A 16,190-nucleotide genomic window follows, 5' to 3' on the forward strand; every position below is an offset into this window, starting at 1 on the left:
GATCCGGGAGGCACAGCTATGCCAGAGAAGGTCATAGAGGCTGATTATGTCGTCGTCGGCGCTGGCGCTGCAGGCATGGCTTTCACCGACACGCTGCTACACCACGGCACGTCCACGGTAGCGATCATAGATGCCGGTCACGGGCCAGGCGGGCACTGGAACCATTCTTATCCCTTTGTCACACTTCACTTGCCTTCACACCATTATGGCGTGGAATCCCGCGCACTGGGGGATAACTCGATCGTTCGCGGAGGTTTGAATGACGGTCTATCGTCCATGGCATCCGGGTCGGAAATCATTTCGTATTATCGGGACGTAATGGATCACGTCTTCCTGCCTACCGGTCGGGTCACCTATCTGCCGATGACGCGGATCGACTGGAGCGGGCACGCCATTTCCTTGGTCACCGGAGAACAACGCGCGGTCAAAGCACGCAAGAAATTTGTCGATGCAACATATGCGGCGGTTGAAGTGCCAAGCTTGCATAAGCGAAAGTTTCAAACAGAGGAAGGAGTGCGGTGTATCCCGGTAGGCGATCTGGTCAGGATTTCAGGCGAAACGCATCACTATTGCATTATCGGCGGAGGGAAAACCGGCATCGATGCGTGTCTTTGGCTTCTTGAGAATGGTGCCGATCCAAGCAACATCAGGTGGATCGTCCCCCGTGACGCCTGGTGGATCAACAGATCGAAGGTTCAATTCACCGATGATTTCTTTGAGACGTCCTTCAGGTACGTAGCAGACCTACTGGAAGCAATCAGCGGGGCAGCATCTCTTGACGATCTTTTCCTGCAATTCGAGCAGCGTGACTTATGGCTTCGCCTTGATCGTTCGGTTACTCCGACGATGTTCCATGGTGCGACGATTTCAAAAGGTGAATTGGAGAGATTGCGACTGATCGGAGACGTCGTCCGAAACGGGCATGTCCAGCTAATTCATCGAGACCGCATCGTCTTCGATGAGGGGACCGTCTCTGCGAATGATGGTTGGCTATATGTCGATTGTACTGCCGCCGGGATTCCCTCGCGTGACGCGAAGCCGATATTCGAGCCGGACAAGATCACCTTGCAATGGGTGAAATGGGGGAGGTCGGCTCTTAGCGCTGCTGTGCTGGGATTTGTCGAAGCGACGATTGATGGCGACGATCTCAAGAATGACCTTTGTCAGCCAATCTCACCGCCGCGAACTCCCGCTGATTGGGTGGGCACGTTCTTAACGACCGCGAGAAACGAGAAACGCTGGTCGTCTCAGCAGAGCCTGGCAAAATGGGCTCGTACCTTGAGGCTTGATATGTCATCCAAGATCGCTTCGGAGGTCTCGCCGGATGACACTGAGCGCACGGCTCTACTGCAGCGCGCAAGGAAAGCCAGCCAGGCCGCAGTGATTAACGCGACGCGGCTCCTCGCTGAACTGTAAGGACTCACAAAAACGGTCCGTGTCGAAGCGAAGCACATCGACGAAAGACTATGGGTATATGCACTAGAACGGAATGGTCAGCCCCGGGGTTTTCGCTTGCGCCTTGGTATAGGCGACGCCGTGGATCTTGACACCATTCGCGTCCAGCAACGAAATGATGCCACCCTGGTTCGACAATTGCATCGGCGCCTGCACGACGACGGCGAGCGTGCCCCCGGCCGCGATTGTCCCTGACAGGACCATCTTGTTCTTCTGCTTGTCGGCCAGCATCCAGCCGGTGAGATCGATGTCGCGATCGGCCGTATTGAGCAGCGTGACGACCTCCCGCTCGGGAGTCTTCACGGCGTTGACGAGTGCCGCGATGATGCGCACGAGGCCATCCGGCAGTTGCCCGGTCGGAGGTGTCGTCGGATCTGGCTGCGGTGTCGGCGTGCCTCCACCGAGATCGATTGGATCGCCGGTCTTGTCGTCGGTGTGCCAGGCCTGCGTCTGGAATTTGAGGAAGACCGCGGTCCAAAGCTTTTGATTGGGGAATTCGAACACGAGTCCACCGTCCTGCCACGGGCCGTTGTCGGCCGAGAAGTTTCCGATCGGGTTTCCCTGGTTCATATGGATGTCGTGAATGCCGCGACCCGGGCGGAAGCCAAAATAATTGTCCGCCTTCGTCTCCGGTCCCCATGTGTCGCCGAATGCGTACATTATCGCGCTCTCGTCCGAGAGTGCGCGCTGGACGAACTGGTTGAGCTTCTCGTTGAGGTCGTTATCCGGCCCAGGCGCAGACAGCGGCAGCGGACTCATTTCCTGCGGCTGCATCAGATTGCCGCGAATGAAGTCGAGCGCGACGCCGCCCGGTTTCGGCGGCTGCGCATGCAGGCCTTGCGGCAGCGCCGCGAGTTGATCGGTGATCGGATGGACAAAGGGCGATCGCACCAGGAATTCGACTTCGCTTCCGTCGGCTGACTGAACATTGACGGCGATGCGGAAGTCCGCGTTGTCGGCCACGATATGGACCTGGTAATGCGGCGACTGGCCGGTGCCGAAACGCATCGCGATCGGGCGTCCCTTGAGGACCGAATAGCTCTTCAGTGGCATCGCACTCACCTGCCATGGGTTCGGCTGCATGGGCGCCGTTGCGCAACTCTAGACTGCCGGTCGTGACGTTTTCATGGCTTGAAGGGAATCCGAGCCCGGCCTCGCTGCATTCAGGAAAAGGGGCTGACCTAAATCAGGATCAAATCCGTGCGGTGAAATCAGATTGGCAGGCCGGTGACCGCATGGTCCCGGGTCGAAAATCACCTGGACAGGTCGAGGCTCATGAACTGGTTGTGAGGGCTCGCCTCATAGTCCGCAAACGGCGCACAAGTTATGAAGCCGGAACTGCGGTAGAGCGCGACGGCCGGAACGTGCAGGGGCGCCGTGCCGGTTTCCAGGCTGAGACGCGCGTAACCTCTTTTGCGGGCCTCAGCGATGATGTGGTGCAGGATGGTACGGCCAACACCGGTGCCACGCGCAGCCGGCGCCGCGCGCATCGACTTCACCTCTGCGTGCGCGTCATCCAGCTGCTTGAGAGCACCAAATCCAACCAGCGCGTCGTCTTGCCAAACGGTCCAGAACGTCACGCTCGGAGCTGAAAGACCGCTCGCATCCAACGCTTGTGCATGCTCGCCCATCACGCTCTGTAGTTCCGCAAGGTGATGCGCCAACAAATCGGCCACATGCGGTGCCTTCGGATCGTCTTGCTTGATTTCCACGTCGTATCCTTGAACTTGAAACTAGTCTTCGTCTTCGACCCACAGGCAACCACCACTGACTTCTCCAACGATGAGAATGCCTATGTCAAACGTGGATTTGGTCGCCGGATTCCACTGGTGCAGGCCCGAGCGGCAGTTTGAGAAAAGGCGAACTTTCTGGCCGTCGAATAGCTGCAAGAACTGTCCCCAGAGAGCCTCCGCACGAGCCGGGGACATGATCTCCGTATCGTAGGCGAGGTCTCGGCTCAGGATGCCGATTGCGATCGAGGCGGCTTCGGACCGGTCGACCGGACGATAGATCTCAGCCTCGTCCGATAGTCCAAAGCTTCGGGCGACGTCCGCGCAGGTGACATCCCCGTGGACGATGCCACATCGCGTATGCCCGACGCGCCGCTCGGCCAGGATCTGACGACAGATATCGGGCTCTGATCCGATCACGGGCGATTTGCGTCAGCGAGGGGACGCCGGCTTCTTGTCGCCTTTCGCTGCGTTCCACAGCGCGTCCATCTCCGCCAGCGAGGCCTGCTGCAGGGTGCGGCCCTGCGCCTCCAGCGCGCGTTCGATATAGGCAAAGCGCTTTTCGAATTTTGCGTTGGTTGCACGTAGCGCGGCTTCCGGATCGGCGTCGACATGGCGAGCGAGGTTGACGAGGGCGAACATGAGGTCGCCGGTTTCTTCCGCGATCTCCTGCTTGTCATTGCGATCGAGCGCGGCTTCGATCTCGTCCGCTTCCTCGCGGATCTTTTGCAGCACGGCGCGCGGATCGTTCCAGTCGAAGCCGACGGTGGAGGCCTTGCGCTGCAGCTCCATGGCGCGGGTCAGCGCGGGCTGGCCGGCCTTGACGCCCGACAGCAGAGATTTGTGCGGCGGCGTCGCCTCCGGCGGCCGTCGCGCGGCGCGCTCGGCTTTCTCCTCGGCCTTGATGCGGTCCCAGACTTCCTTGACGTGGGAGGAGGCGAGATTGCCATCCTTGTCGGCGAAGACGTGGGGATGGCGCCGGATCATCTTGCGGGTGATGGCTTCGACGACATCGCCGAACGCAAACGCGTTCTGCTCCGAGGCCATCTGGGCATGGAACACCACCTGCAAGAGCAGATCGCCGAGCTCCTCCCTGAGGTCGTCGAGATCGTTGCGATCGATGGCGTCGACCACTTCATGGGCCTCTTCGATCGTATAGGGTGCGATGGTCGCAAAGTTCTGCTCGAGGTCCCAGGGGCAGCCGGTCACCGGCGTGCGCAGCGCGGCCATGATCTCGATCAGGCGGGAAATGTCGCGGGAAGGGGTCATTGCGGGGCAGTCTCCTGGGTCCCATGCCTTATGCCAAAAGCGGGCCGCCGTTCCCAGCGGCGGCAAGCGGAACAGGCCGATTTCCACCGATTGGCTGCTGCGCTTCACAGTGCTAAAGCCCGGGCCATGAGCGACGCATTTTCATCACAAACCGCGCTGGTGCTGTTTTCCGGCGGCCAGGATTCCACCACCTGCCTTGCCTGGGCGCTCAGCCGCTTCGCACGCGTGGAAACGCTGGGGTTCGACTACGGGCAACGCCACGCCGTCGAGCTCCATTGCCACGACCGGCTGTTCGACGGCATCAAGGGCTTGCGTGCCGATTGGGCCGCCAAGCTCGGCGAGAGCCATACGCTGTCGATCCCGACGCTGGCCGCCGTGTCCGAGACGGCGCTGACGCGCGATGTCGCGATCGCGATGGGCGCCGACGGCCTGCCCAACACCTTCGTGCCCGGTCGCAATCTGGTGTTTTTGACGTTCGCCGCAGCGCTGGCGTATCGCCGGGGCATCACCCACATCGTCGGCGGCATGTGCGAGACCGACTATTCCGGCTATCCCGATTGCCGCGACGACACCATCCGCGCGATGCAGGCCGCGCTCTCGCTCGGCATGGCCCGCAAGTTCGAGCTGCATACGCCGCTGATGTGGATCGACAAGGCGGCGACGTGGAAGCTGGCGCATGACCTCGGCGGCGCGGGGCTCGTCGATCTCATCCGCGAGCAGTCGCACACCTGCTATCTCGGCGAACGCGGCGCGCAGCACGATTGGGGCTATGGCTGCGGCGAGTGCCCGGCGTGCAGCCTGCGGGCGAAGGGGTGGCGGGAGTTTGTGGCGGCGGGGTAGTTGCCTCGCCAGACTCCTCTCGTGCCCCGGACGCGGCGCAGCGCTACTTCAGCGGTGCGCTGCAGAGCCGGGGCCCATGTCTGTGTAGGATGCTGTGTGGCTTTCTGGGTCCCGGCTCTGCGCCGCAGCGTTGCACGCTGCAGCGCGTCCGGGACACGAGAGTGAGGCACTAGCTAGCCAAAATCCTCGTCCCGCAGCTCGATCGGCTTGCCATGCGGCGTACGATCCGCCGCATGATCCCAGGCATCGCGATAGCGATGCAGCGTGTCGATCGACGCCACGCCCTTGCGGGCGACGAGCCCTTCCAGGGTGGCGAGCCAGTGCAGATAATAGGTCTCGCCTGTATCGGGATCTCCGGCGGCCTGCGCGCGCTTGATCTCATCGGCCAAGGCTGCGGCCCATTCCGGCCAGGTGAAGACGCCGCGGTCGTGCAGGGTCAGCGCCATGGCGAAGGCGTGTGCTTCCCAGGGCGCGCGGAACACCGGGCCGTCGTCATCGCGCGGAATGCTCGGAATGGCTGCCGTCGCAGCGGCAGCGGCCTTGCTGCTCATTACGCCGGATCCAGATAAGGCTCGAACGCGTCGATCGAGACTTTCAGCGTCGGATCACCATCCGCGCCCCAGAGATCGCGGCCTTCGAATACGACGGTGTAGAGCCATTGCGGATTCTCACCGAGCTCCATCGCCGCGGAATCCGGAAACACGTGGCAGCCATGGTTCAGCTCGACCACGCCGACATGGCCGCGCACATAGCGCGGCAGCCGCGTGTGCGTGGTCGGGTGGATGTTCTTCGCACGGACGCGATCGCCGATGTTGAATTTGGCGGCCGCAGCGGCAGGGCGGGCGAACTTGCCGCGCACCATGATGCGCTCGACATTGGCGAGGTCGAACTTGCCGTGCTTGAGCGCCTTGCCGGGCTGCATCGCATGACCGGCGGCGACCTCTTCGCGCGTGAGGTAGCCCTTCTCGATCAGCATCTCCTCGAGCCCGAGGAACCACTTCTTGTAGTAGGAGCTCGAGAGGTAGACATGCGGCGGCAGCGTCTCGCGATAGAAGCGCGAGGTGTCGATGTTGAAGGCGCCGGCCGCGCCCATCGCGCGCACCATCGCCAGCACGCGGGACTCCCACTCCTCGTGGAAGACAGGCTCGTTCGGCTCAGGCTCGACCTTGCCGAACCCGTCCATGCCGCCCATGTCATGGACGCCGTTCACGACGGCGCTCCGGGCGTCTTGGGAAAGCCCGTACCGATCATGGAGTCGCGGGTGACGAGGTCGGCGAGCTGCTCCTCGCTCCAGCCCTCGGTGCCTGCGGGCCGCATCGGTAGCACCAGGAAGCGCGTCTCGGCGGTCGAATCCCACACGCGCACCTCGATGTCCTTCGGCAGCGTCACGTCGAAATCGGCGAGCACGCCACGCGGGTCTTTCACCGCGCGCGAGCGATAGGGCGAGGCCTTGTACCAGACCGGCGGCAGCCCGAGCATTTCCCAGGGGTAGCAGGAGCACAACGTGCACACGACCATGTTGTGTCGCTGCGGCGTGTTCTCGACCACGACGAGATGGTCCCCGACGCGGCTGACATGGCCGAGCGTGCCAATCGCCTTGCTGCCATCCTCCAGCAGGGCCTTCTTGAATGCCGGATCGGTCCAGGCCTTGGCGACGACGCGCGCGCCGTTATGCGGGCCGATCTTGGTCTCATAGGCCTGGATGATGGCATCGAGCGCGGCCGGCTCGACGTAACCCTTTTCGGTCAGAATCGTCTCGAGTGCGCGCACGCGCAGCTCGGTCTCCGACAATTCCGAGTGGTCGTGATCGTGGTGATGATGGTGGTCGTGATCGTGGCTCATGGCGCGAAAGATTAAGCGCATGGTCCTTGCCTGTCGAGCCTTCGTTGCAGCGCGGTCGGTCCCATATTCGTGACGTCGTTTGTGGGCTAACATCATCGAAAATCAGCTTCGGAGGCGCCCCATGAAAGACTTCGTCAAGATCGAGAGGGGCCTCGGCCCCGATGGGCGGATCGCGGTGGTGCGGTTCGACCGTCATGACGGCATCAATGCGCTGTCGCCGGAGGCGCTGCGCCAGCTCACCGCAGCGGCGCGCTCCTTCGAGGATGACGCGGCGACGTCCGTCGTGGTGCTGACCGGCAATTCGGGCGCGTTCAGCGCCGGCTTCGATTTGAAGGACGCCGAAGGGCGCTCGCGCAAGGAGATGGATCTCGGCGCGCTGAGACGGCATCTCAAGCTCGGACCGCGCCTGACGCACGCATGGCAGGAGATGGAGCAGATCACGATCGCGGCGATCGAAGGCTTTTGCGTCGGCGGCGGCGTGGCGCTTGCGGTCGCACTCGACTTCCGCGTGATGGGCGGCGATGCGCATCTGCGCGTGCCCGAGATCGGGCTCGGCATGAACATGAGCTGGCAGAGTATCCCGCGCATGTTGCATCTGATCGGACCGGCCCGCACCAAGCAGGCGGTGATCCTCGCCGGCGAGCGCATCTCCGCTGACGAGGCCTATCAATGGGGCCTGGTCGAGCAGGTCGTCGATCCCGGCCATGCCTTTGATGCCGCCATGGAGCTGGCGCGCAAGGTGGCCGCGCAGCCGCCGCTGTCGGTCGCGATGACCAAGCTGACCGTCAACCGGCTCGCGCACGCGCTGGACGATCTCGCCAGCCACATGGATATCGACCAGTTCGCGCTGGCGAGCCTCAGCGAGGACCACAAGGAGGGCGTCGAGGCGTTCCTGACGCGGCGCAAGCCTAAGTTTAAGGGAAGGTAGCCAACGCTTTCTTTACCGCTTTGCACAGGAGGGATGCGCCGCAAACTCATTCTCAATGCTGCCTGCGCTATCCACCCCGCATGTTCTGCCCGGAGGTGGGCGTTCGTGGTTAAGGAATTGCAGACATGCTCGCCGCCGAGACGCACGTCGTCGTACCTGATCTGGTACTCGCCAGCGGCATTGTGATCGCGCTGCTGATTGCGCTGGTCGCCGGCATCTGGCTGCGCTCCCGCCGCCTGTTCGGCAAGCTCATCGCGCTCGAAGCCGAACGCGCCGATCACGCGAGACAACTCCAGGACACCAACGCCCGGCTGACCTCATCGCTCAAGGCGGCCGAGATCCGTACCAAGGAAATCGCGCTGCTGACCGAGCTCTCCGGCCTGCTGCAGTCCTGCCAGAAGCCGGACGAGGTTTTTGCCGCGGTCGAGACCTATGCCGGCTTCCTGTTTCCGGAGGAGGCGGGCGCGCTGTACCTGATGAACGACGCCCGTGACGGCGTCACACGCGGGCCGCGCTGGGGCGAGGTGGCCGCGACATCGCAGGCGTTTGCGCTGGAAGATTGCTGGGCACTGCGCCGCGGCACCAAATTCCCGGTCTCCGAGGCGAGCCAGGGGCTCGTCTGCGGCCATGCCTGCTGCGAGGCCGGCGCCGGCACTTATGTTTGCGAACCCCTGGTTGCGCAGAACACGCTGCTCGGCGTGCTCTATCGTGAAGCCGGCAATGCTTGCTTTGCCGACGGCACCGACCAGCTTGCGACGATGCTTGCCGAGCAAATTTCGCTGGCGCTCGCCAACCTCCAGCTGCGCGAGCAGTTGCGCAGCCAGGCTATCCGCGACCAGCTCACCGGCCTCTACAACCGCCGCTTCCTCGAGGACGCGCTCGCGCGCGAATCCGGCCGGGCGATGCGCACCGGCGAGACGATGGCGCTCTTGATCATCGACGTCGACCATTTCAAGAAGATCAACGACACCTTCGGCCACGAATCCGGCGACGCGGTGCTGCGCGAGCTCGGCGCGGTGCTCGAGAAGACCATCCGCAAGACCGACATCGTCGGCCGCTTCGGCGGCGAGGAATTCCTGGTGCTGATGCCGGGCGCCGATATCGACGCGGCCATGTCACGCGCCAATGCCGTGCTCGATGCGGTCCGCGCGATGCATGTCGACATCCCCAACGGCGCGCCATTGCGCAACATCACGGCGTCGATCGGCCTTGCCGTGACGCCGCTGCACGTGCCGAAGGGCGACATGCTGGTGGCAGCGGCCGACACGGCGCTGTACCAGGCCAAGGGGCAGGGCCGTAACCGGGTCGTCGAGTCCGACCGCCGCTCCCTGATGGTGCCGCTCGCCAAGACGGGGACAGACGGCTAGCCGGCTTCGCGCAGGCATTGAATCGCCCGCCGATCTGTGCCGTAACAGGCTTTGGCGGCAGCGGCTCGGTCAACGATCCCGCGCGCGCCGCGGGAGGGACCGGGAATGCATCGCTGGAAGCTGATTGCGCCGCTGGTGGTATGGCTCGCGATCTATCTGTGGCCGGTTCCGGCGGGCCTCAACGTCAATCAGTGGCACTATTTTGCCGTGTTCGCGGCCGTCATCACCGGGCTGATCCTGGAATCGATGCCGGTCGGCGCGGTCGGCCTGATCGGGCTGACGGTCGCAGGCGTCGGCGGCTATGTCGATCCCGATCCCGGCAAATCGCTGCGCTGGATGCTGGCAGGATTCGCCGAGAGCACGGTGTGGCTGATCGTCGGCGCCTTCGTGTTCTCGATCGGCTATCGCAAGAGCCAGCTCGGCCGGCGCATCGCACTGGTGCTGGTGCGGCGCCTGGGACGCAACACGCTCGGTCTCGGCTACGCGGTCGCGATGTCCGACTTCCTGCTTGCCCCCGCGACGCCGTCCAACACCGCGCGCAGCGGCGGCATCGTCTATCCCATCATCAGCAACATCCCGCGCATCTACGGCTCCGAGCCGGGGCCGACCGCCGGCAAGATCGGCACCTACGTGATGTGGACCGCGTTCGCGGCGACCGCGATCACCAGCTCGCTGTTCTTCACCGCACTGGCGCCGAACGCGGCGGCGCTCGCCATCGCCAAGAAGACGGTCGGTGTCGACGTGAGCTGGGGCCAGTGGTTCATCGGCTTCGCGCCGCTCGGCATTCTCCTGATGATCCTCGTGCCGCTGCTCAGCTACGCGATCTGCCGGCCGGAGGTGAAGCACAGCCCCGAGATCTCCGACTGGGCCGCGAACGAGCTCGCGGAGATGGGCCCGATGTCGCGCAACGAGTGGATCATGCTGGCGCTGATCATCCTCGCGATGTTCCTGTGGATCGCGGGCTCGAGCCCGGACATCCATGTGCCCGTGCTCGGCTCGAACTTCGTCAATGCCACGACCGTCGTGTTCATCGTGATCTCGCTGATGCTGGTGACCGGCGTGATCGAGTTCGCCGACATCGTCAGCGAGAAGAGCGCCTGGGAGGTGTTCTTCTATTTCACCTCGCTGCTCACGCTCGCCTCGGGCCTCAACGAGATCGGCTTCATCAAATGGTTTGCGAACGAATTCGCCAAACCGCTCGCAGGCCTCACGCCTTCGACCGCGATGATCCTGCTGGTCGCGCTGTTCTTCTGGATCCACTATTTCTTCTCGAGCATCACCTCGCATGCCGCCGCCGTGCTGCCTGTCGTGCTCGCGGTCGGTTCCGGTATCGCCGATCTGCCGGTGACGACGCTGGCGATGCTCTGCATGTACTCGCTCGGTCTGATGGGCGTGATCTCGCCTTACGCCACGGGGCCGGCGCCGATGTATTACGGCAGCGGCTATATCGGGAAGGGGCAATTCTGGGGCTTTGGCCTGATCTTCGGAGTGCTCTATTTCGCCGGGCTGCTGCTGATCGTGCTGCCCTGGCTGCAAATGGTCCGGTGAGCCCGGCCGCAGGCTGATACCCCTGGCAGACGAATTTTCTTCCCAGCCGGGGGATTGGGAAAACTTCGCCCAATCGCCAGCAAATATCTGAAATTGCAAGAAAGACTGGAAAAGGCGATGGTGTGTTGCAGTGCAGCGTCGCCGTTCGGCACCTGTCACTGTTCCACCCTCTGTCGCTTGGATGGCGACCTGGTTCTCGTGCGCCTCTCGGGCGGGCGAGCTAAATATCGTGCATGAAAGTCGCTTCCATGAATGCGCACCCATCGCTGGTGATCGGAGAGCCGGTCGAGATCAAGGACACCGCGGCTGAACCGGAGGCCATGGTCCGTTTCGCCGACATCTCGAAGACCTATCCGGCCTATCGCGGCAAGCCCGGCGTCAATGCGCTGGAAGGCATCGACTTCGCGATCGCGCGTGGTTCCATCACCGGCGTGATCGGCCGCTCCGGCGCCGGCAAGTCGAGCCTGGTTCGGCTGATCAACGGGCTGGAGAAGCCGACCACGGGCCGCGTCGTCGTCGATGGCAAGGACATCTCGGCGCTCACCGGGCGGGACTTGCGGCTCGCGCAGCGCTCGATCGGCATGATCTTCCAGCACTTCAACCTGCTGTCGTCGCGCACCGCGGCCGACAACATCGCGCTGCCGCTGGAGATCGCCGGCTGGTCCAAGGCCGACATCAAGGCCCGCGTGGCCGAGCTGCTGGACCTCGTCGGAATCGCCGACAAGCACGACCGTTACCCCTCGGAACTCTCCGGTGGCCAGAAGCAGCGCGTCGGCATTGCCCGCGCGCTGGCGACACGGCCGAGCGTGCTGCTGTCGGACGAGGCGACCTCCGCGCTCGATCCGCAGACCACGCGCGCGATCCTCGATCTGCTTGCGAACATCAACCGCGAGCTCGGCGTGACCATCGTGCTGATCACCCATGAAATGTCCGTGGTGCGCCAGCTCGCCAAGGAAGTCGTCGTGCTCGATGCCGGCCACGTCGTCGAGAGCGGCCACGTCGCGGATATCTTCACCCATCCCAAACATCCGATCACCCAGTCCTTCCTGGCCGAGGTGACCGGCGACAGCCTGCCGGTCTCTCTGGCCAGCCGGATCGTGCAGGAGCCGGGCAGCCACGCCGTGATCCGCGTCCAGGTGCGCGGGGCAGCGGCGGGAGACACGCTGATCGCGCGGCTTGCCCGCGAGCTCGGCCTCGACGTCTCGCTGCTCTCGGCGCGCATCGACGAGATCGGCGGCCAGCATGTCGGATCGCTGGTGCTCGGCATTCCCGGCGGAGACAGCGCTGCGGCGCGCACGCTGGCCTGGCTGTCGCAATATCAATTCTCGGCGGAGCGTCTCGGCTATGTCGCCTGAACTCATCAACCTGATTATCCAGGCCACGGGCGAGAGCCTGTACATGGTCGGCATTGCGGCGCTGCTCGGCACCGCCTTCGGCCTGCCGCTCGGCGTCTTCCTTGCGACCAGCCGGAAGGGCGAGCTGTTCGCGGCTCCCGCCGTCAATCGCGTGCTCGGCATCGTCGTCAATGCGACGCGCTCGACGCCCTTCATCATCCTCGTCGTTGCCATCATCCCGTTTACGCGGCTGATTGCCGGCACCTCGATCGGCTCGACCGCGGCGATCGTGCCGCTGACCATCGCGTCGGCGCCGTTCATCGCGCGCCTCGTCGAGGCCGCGATCCGCGAGGTCGATGGTGGACTGACCGAAACCGCGTCCTCGTTCGGGGCCTCGCCGATCCAGATCGTGTTCAAGGTCTTGATCCCCGAGGCGCTGCCCGGCCTGCTGCTGGCGCTGACGCTCGCGGTGGTCAGCCTGCTCGGCTACTCCGCCATGGTCGGCGCTGTCGGCGGCGGCGGGCTCGGCGATCTCGGCATCCGCTACGGCTATCAGCGCTTCATGCCGGAGATGATGCTGGCCGTGGTGGTCGTGCTGATCGCACTGGTGCAGCTGGTCCAGAGCGCAGGCGATTATCTGGCGCGCCGGGTCAACCGCCGGCTGCGGCATCGCTGATCCACACTTTTTCGAAACTGGAGACACCAATGCGTTTTCTCGCAACCCTTGCGGCTGCAGCCTTGCTTGCGACTACGGCCCACGCCGAAACCATTCGCGTCGGCGTGACCGCCGGTCCCCACGCCGAGATCATGGACGTCGTGAAGAAGGTCGGCGCCGAGCGCGGCCTCGACATCAAGGTGGTCGAGTTCACCGACTATGTGATCCCGAACCAGGCGCTGGCACTGAAGGACCTCGAGGCCAACTCGTTCCAGCACGAGCCTTACCTGAAGAACCAGATTTCGAAGACCGGCTGGAAGATCGTCAAGGTCGCGACCACGATCGGCTCGCCGCAGGGCGTCTACTCGCAAAAATACAAGAAGCTCGCTGAGCTGCCCGAAGGCGCCCGCGTCGCCATCGCCAACGATCCCTCCAACGGCGCCCGCGGCCTGATGATCCTGGCGCTGCACGGCCTGATCAAGCTGAAGAACCCGAACGACGTCAGCTCCACGATTGCGGACATCACAGACAACCCGAAGAAGCTCCGCTTCGTCGAGCTCGACGCGGCCCAGCTTCCGCGCGCGCTCCAGGACGTCGATCTGGTCTCGATCAACAACAATTACGCCGTGCAGGCCGGCCTCAATCCGTCAAAGGATGCGGTTGCGCAGGAGAATCCGGACGGTCCCTGGGTCAACATCCTCGCCGTCCGCGAAGAAGACAAGGACAAGCCCTGGGTGCAGCAGCTGATCGAGGCCTATCACTCCGATCAGGTGAAGGCGTTCCTGGAGACGCGCTTCAAGGGCACGTACCTTCCGACCTGGTAGGCTCGCGCAGGCGCGTCAGGCCGCGAGCCTGGCGCGCCGCAGCGTCTCCGAGGGCAGCTCTGCGAAGTGGCGCTTGTAGTCGAGCGAGAACTGGCTGAAGTGCCAGAAGCCGTGCTGCACGGCGACGTCGTAGATTGACGCTTCCGTACCGCGCTTGAGGTCGCGCCGCACGCGGTTCAGCCGCATCGCCCGCCAATAGTGCATCGGGCTGGTGCCCACCACCTCCTGGAAGCAATAGCCGAGCTTGCGCGGGCTGGCACCCACCGCCTTGCAGACCTCCAGCAGCGACAGCGCGCGCTCACCGCTGCCATGCATCAGCTCACGGGCACGATCCACGGTCCGCTTCCGCGCAGCCGAACTGCGGCCGGGATCGCTCGGGCGTGCCGTCGGCAGCATGTCCATGATCTCGACGAGGAGGGCGTCTTCCAGCGCCTGCCGGGCGGCCGGATCGTCCAGGCGCTCGGGCGCGTTTCTAATGGTCTCCTGAATGGCGGCGAGATGGGCGCGCAGTCGCGCGACAGGAGCTTCGGCCGTCTCGATCACCCGCAGCTGGTGCCAGACGGCGCGCGGCAACTCGATATCGAGCCGGGCTGCAAGCTCCGCGATCAGCACCGTGCTGGCAACGACGCCGCGCAGCTCGAAGGCCCTCGGCGTGCACATGTCGATCTCGGCATCGATGCTGGCGAGCACGCGGGCGCCTCTCGCGCTGGTTCCGTTGCAGCTGAGTTCGCCATAGTCGTCCCAGGGCAGGCCGATGCCAAAACTGTCGGCACCTAACTGGCCGTATTGGCGCACTTGCTGGCTGGTGATCTCGCGGAACACCTCAAGCCGGGGCAGGGTCAGTTGCGTAAAGCTGCCCCGGAACGCCCCGGCGCTGATCTGGTCGTAGCTCAGCCTCCAGCGGCCGAGCTTGGCGCAATGCTCGTCGACATCCGTGCTATCAGCCTGAAGCAGGCTGGCAGCCGAGTCTTGAATCGGAAGAGTTGCGCTTAAGGCCATGACCGGACGTCAGAATTTGTCAGACGAAAACCACCAGCAAGAACTGCGCCAAGACTGGCACGCCCTGCGTCCGAGTCCAGCAAAATATTGCGGGATTTCGATAACGTCCCGCACGGCCTTCCGTGCAGTCTTCCTCCCCAGCCGTTCCCGACACCGGGGTTGGGATCGCGCCTTGTGGAGGGATCGAGATGCGACCGACCGAGATCATGCGCGGCAGCCCGCCCGCACCCGAGGCCCAGGTGACCCGCGCCAACTGGCGCAGTTTTCCAGCGATCCGCTGGGGCTTCACGCACGTTCGCGAAGTGCTGCCGACCGCCGACATCCGTCGCTCCGCGCATCCGACGCCCATTCAAAGCGCACCACGCGAGTTGGCAAAACTCGGCTTCACCGCGCCCGACGACAAGGCGACTACGATCGAGGCGACGCTACGCGAGACCCAGTCCGACACGCTGCTCGTGATGCATCGGGGCACGTTGATCCACGAATGGTATGGCGACGGCATGGGCGTGACCACGCCGCACCTGATCTGCTCCATCAGCAAGGCGATCGCCGGGACGCTCGGCGGCGTGCTGGCGGCGCGCGGGCTGGTCGATCCGGAGGCGAGGGTGGTGCGCTACGTGCCGGAGCTCGAGACCTCGGTTTACGGCACCTGCACCGTGCGCAACCTGCTCGACATGGCCGTCGCGATCCAATTCGAGGAAGACTACGAAGACCCCGCCGGCGACGTCGCGCGCTACCGCTTCTCATCGGGCTGGGATGTGCCACCGCCGGGTATCGAGCCCGGCCATCAGCGCGCCTATCTCGCGACGCTCCGCGGCACCGGCAAGCCGCACGGCAAGGTGTTCCACTACGTCTCGACCAACACCGAGGTGCTCGGCTGGGTCTACGAGCGTGCCTGCGGCATGCCCTATCCAAGCATTCTGTCCGAATTTCTCTGGCAGCCCCTGGGCGCCGAGGAGGACGGCTCGCTCACGCTCGACAGCCACGGCATGGGCCGCATCGCTGGCGGAATCTCCGTCACCGCGCGCGACCTGCTGCGCTTTGGCGAGATGATGCGCAATCGCGGCGTCGTCGAGGGGCGGCAGGTCGTGCCGGGCTGGTGGGTCGACGATATCCGCGAGAATGGCGATCCCAAGGCCTGGGCTGACGGTGACCTCGCGGAATTCTTCCCGGGCGCGCGCTACCGCAGCAAATGGTTCACGATCGACCCGGCGCGCAACGCGCTTACCGCGATCGGCATCCACGGCCAGCACCTCTATGTCGATCTCGAAACGGACACCGTCATCGTCAAGCTCGCGACGCAGCCCAAGGCGATGGACGTCCCGATCGACCAACGCTGGTTCGCGGCCTACCGCGCCATCACCACACATCTCGCTCCGCGCTGATCTCTGGACATCAT

At 64.1% G+C, this 16,190-nt stretch carries 17 protein-coding genes; 9 read left to right on the forward strand and 8 right to left on the reverse strand.

Annotation, left to right across the window (positions count from 1 at the left end; translation table 11 throughout):
• Nucleotides 1-18: 18 nt before the first annotated feature.
• Nucleotides 19-1,416: an NAD(P)-binding protein gene (locus NLM31_RS22460; RefSeq protein ID WP_254193688.1), complete on the forward strand. Its 1,398-nt coding sequence runs from the start codon at nt 19-21 to the stop codon at nt 1,414-1,416.
• A 63-nt stretch (nt 1,417-1,479) separates the two neighbouring features.
• On the opposite strand, the gene NLM31_RS22465 is transcribed toward NLM31_RS22460, so the two are convergent.
• From NLM31_RS22465 to mazG, 4 genes are all read right to left on the reverse strand, one after another.
• Nucleotides 1,480-2,508: a DUF2278 family protein gene (locus NLM31_RS22465; RefSeq protein WP_254193689.1), complete on the reverse strand. Its 1,029-nt coding sequence runs from the start codon at nt 2,506-2,508 to the stop codon at nt 1,480-1,482.
• Nucleotides 2,509-2,708: 200 nt separating this feature from the next.
• Nucleotides 2,709-3,167: a GNAT family N-acetyltransferase gene (locus tag NLM31_RS22470; protein WP_254193690.1), complete on the reverse strand. Its 459-nt coding sequence runs from the start codon at nt 3,165-3,167 to the stop codon at nt 2,709-2,711.
• Between the two features lie 21 nt (nt 3,168-3,188).
• On the reverse strand, nt 3,189-3,605 hold the full coding sequence (locus tag NLM31_RS22475) for a hypothetical protein (protein WP_254193691.1): 417 nt from the start codon (nt 3,603-3,605) through the stop codon (nt 3,189-3,191).
• A 12-nt stretch (nt 3,606-3,617) separates the two neighbouring features.
• The gene (mazG, locus tag NLM31_RS22480) at nt 3,618-4,454 is read right to left on the reverse strand and encodes a nucleoside triphosphate pyrophosphohydrolase (protein WP_254193692.1); all 837 of its coding nucleotides are present in this window, start codon (nt 4,452-4,454) and stop codon (nt 3,618-3,620) included.
• Nucleotides 4,455-4,580: 126 nt separating this feature from the next.
• Between mazG and queC the strand changes: the two genes are divergently transcribed.
• On the forward strand, nt 4,581-5,294 hold the full coding sequence (gene queC, locus NLM31_RS22485; RefSeq protein ID WP_254193693.1) for a 7-cyano-7-deazaguanine synthase QueC: 714 nt from the start codon (nt 4,581-4,583) through the stop codon (nt 5,292-5,294).
• A 173-nt stretch (nt 5,295-5,467) separates the two neighbouring features.
• Here queC and NLM31_RS22490 read toward each other — a convergent pair whose 3' ends face one another.
• Genes NLM31_RS22490 through nthA form a run of 3 tightly spaced genes read right to left on the reverse strand, consistent with a single transcriptional unit; the run spans nt 5,468 to nt 7,136 of the window.
• Complete coding sequence (locus tag NLM31_RS22490) at nt 5,468-5,845, reverse strand: nitrile hydratase accessory protein (RefSeq protein ID WP_254193694.1); 378 nt, start codon at nt 5,843-5,845, stop codon at nt 5,468-5,470.
• Nucleotides 5,845-6,504, reverse strand: coding sequence for a nitrile hydratase subunit beta (gene nthB, locus NLM31_RS22495; protein WP_254193695.1), 660 nt, complete (start codon nt 6,502-6,504; stop codon nt 5,845-5,847). The genes NLM31_RS22490 and nthB overlap by 1 nt, the downstream gene beginning before the upstream one ends.
• Complete coding sequence (nthA, locus tag NLM31_RS22500; protein ID WP_254135407.1) at nt 6,501-7,136, reverse strand: nitrile hydratase subunit alpha; 636 nt, start codon at nt 7,134-7,136, stop codon at nt 6,501-6,503. The genes nthB and nthA overlap by 4 nt, the downstream gene beginning before the upstream one ends.
• 121 nt (nt 7,137-7,257) lie before the next feature.
• On the opposite strand from nthA, the gene NLM31_RS22505 reads away from it, so the two are divergent.
• The 6 genes from NLM31_RS22505 (at nt 7,258) to NLM31_RS22530 (ending at nt 13,792) form a co-directional block, all read left to right on the forward strand.
• Nucleotides 7,258-8,064 (forward strand): enoyl-CoA hydratase/isomerase family protein, encoded by an 807-nt coding sequence (locus NLM31_RS22505; protein WP_254131451.1) that lies wholly within the window; start codon nt 7,258-7,260, stop codon nt 8,062-8,064.
• Between the two features lie 125 nt (nt 8,065-8,189).
• A complete protein-coding gene (locus NLM31_RS22510) occupies nt 8,190-9,431 on the forward strand; it encodes a sensor domain-containing diguanylate cyclase (protein WP_254193696.1) in 1,242 nt (413 codons plus the stop codon).
• 105 nt (nt 9,432-9,536) lie between these two features.
• Nucleotides 9,537-10,979 carry a DASS family sodium-coupled anion symporter gene (locus NLM31_RS22515; RefSeq protein WP_254131453.1) on the forward strand — a complete coding sequence of 481 codons (1,443 nt, stop codon included), beginning with the start codon at nt 9,537-9,539 and terminating at the stop codon, nt 10,977-10,979.
• Between the two features lie 233 nt (nt 10,980-11,212).
• Nucleotides 11,213-12,334, forward strand: coding sequence for a methionine ABC transporter ATP-binding protein (locus tag NLM31_RS22520; protein WP_254193697.1), 1,122 nt, complete (start codon nt 11,213-11,215; stop codon nt 12,332-12,334).
• Nucleotides 12,324-12,989: a methionine ABC transporter permease gene (locus tag NLM31_RS22525; RefSeq protein WP_254193698.1), complete on the forward strand. Its 666-nt coding sequence runs from the start codon at nt 12,324-12,326 to the stop codon at nt 12,987-12,989. The genes NLM31_RS22520 and NLM31_RS22525 overlap by 11 nt, the downstream gene beginning before the upstream one ends.
• Nucleotides 12,990-13,018: 29 nt before the next feature.
• Nucleotides 13,019-13,792 (forward strand): MetQ/NlpA family ABC transporter substrate-binding protein, encoded by a 774-nt coding sequence (locus NLM31_RS22530; protein WP_254193699.1) that lies wholly within the window; start codon nt 13,019-13,021, stop codon nt 13,790-13,792.
• Nucleotides 13,793-13,807: 15 nt separating this feature from the next.
• On the opposite strand, the gene NLM31_RS22535 is transcribed toward NLM31_RS22530, so the two are convergent.
• Nucleotides 13,808-14,791, reverse strand: coding sequence for a helix-turn-helix domain-containing protein (locus NLM31_RS22535; protein ID WP_254193700.1), 984 nt, complete (start codon nt 14,789-14,791; stop codon nt 13,808-13,810).
• Nucleotides 14,792-14,979: 188 nt separating this feature from the next.
• Here NLM31_RS22535 and NLM31_RS22540 point away from each other — a divergent pair, with 188 nt between their 5' ends.
• Nucleotides 14,980-16,176 (forward strand): serine hydrolase, encoded by a 1,197-nt coding sequence (locus tag NLM31_RS22540; RefSeq protein WP_254193701.1) that lies wholly within the window; start codon nt 14,980-14,982, stop codon nt 16,174-16,176.
• Nucleotides 16,177-16,190: the final 14 nt, after the last annotated feature.

The organism is Bradyrhizobium sp. CCGUVB4N (assembly GCF_024199945.1).
Lineage (GTDB): Bacteria > Pseudomonadota > Alphaproteobacteria > Rhizobiales > Xanthobacteraceae > Bradyrhizobium.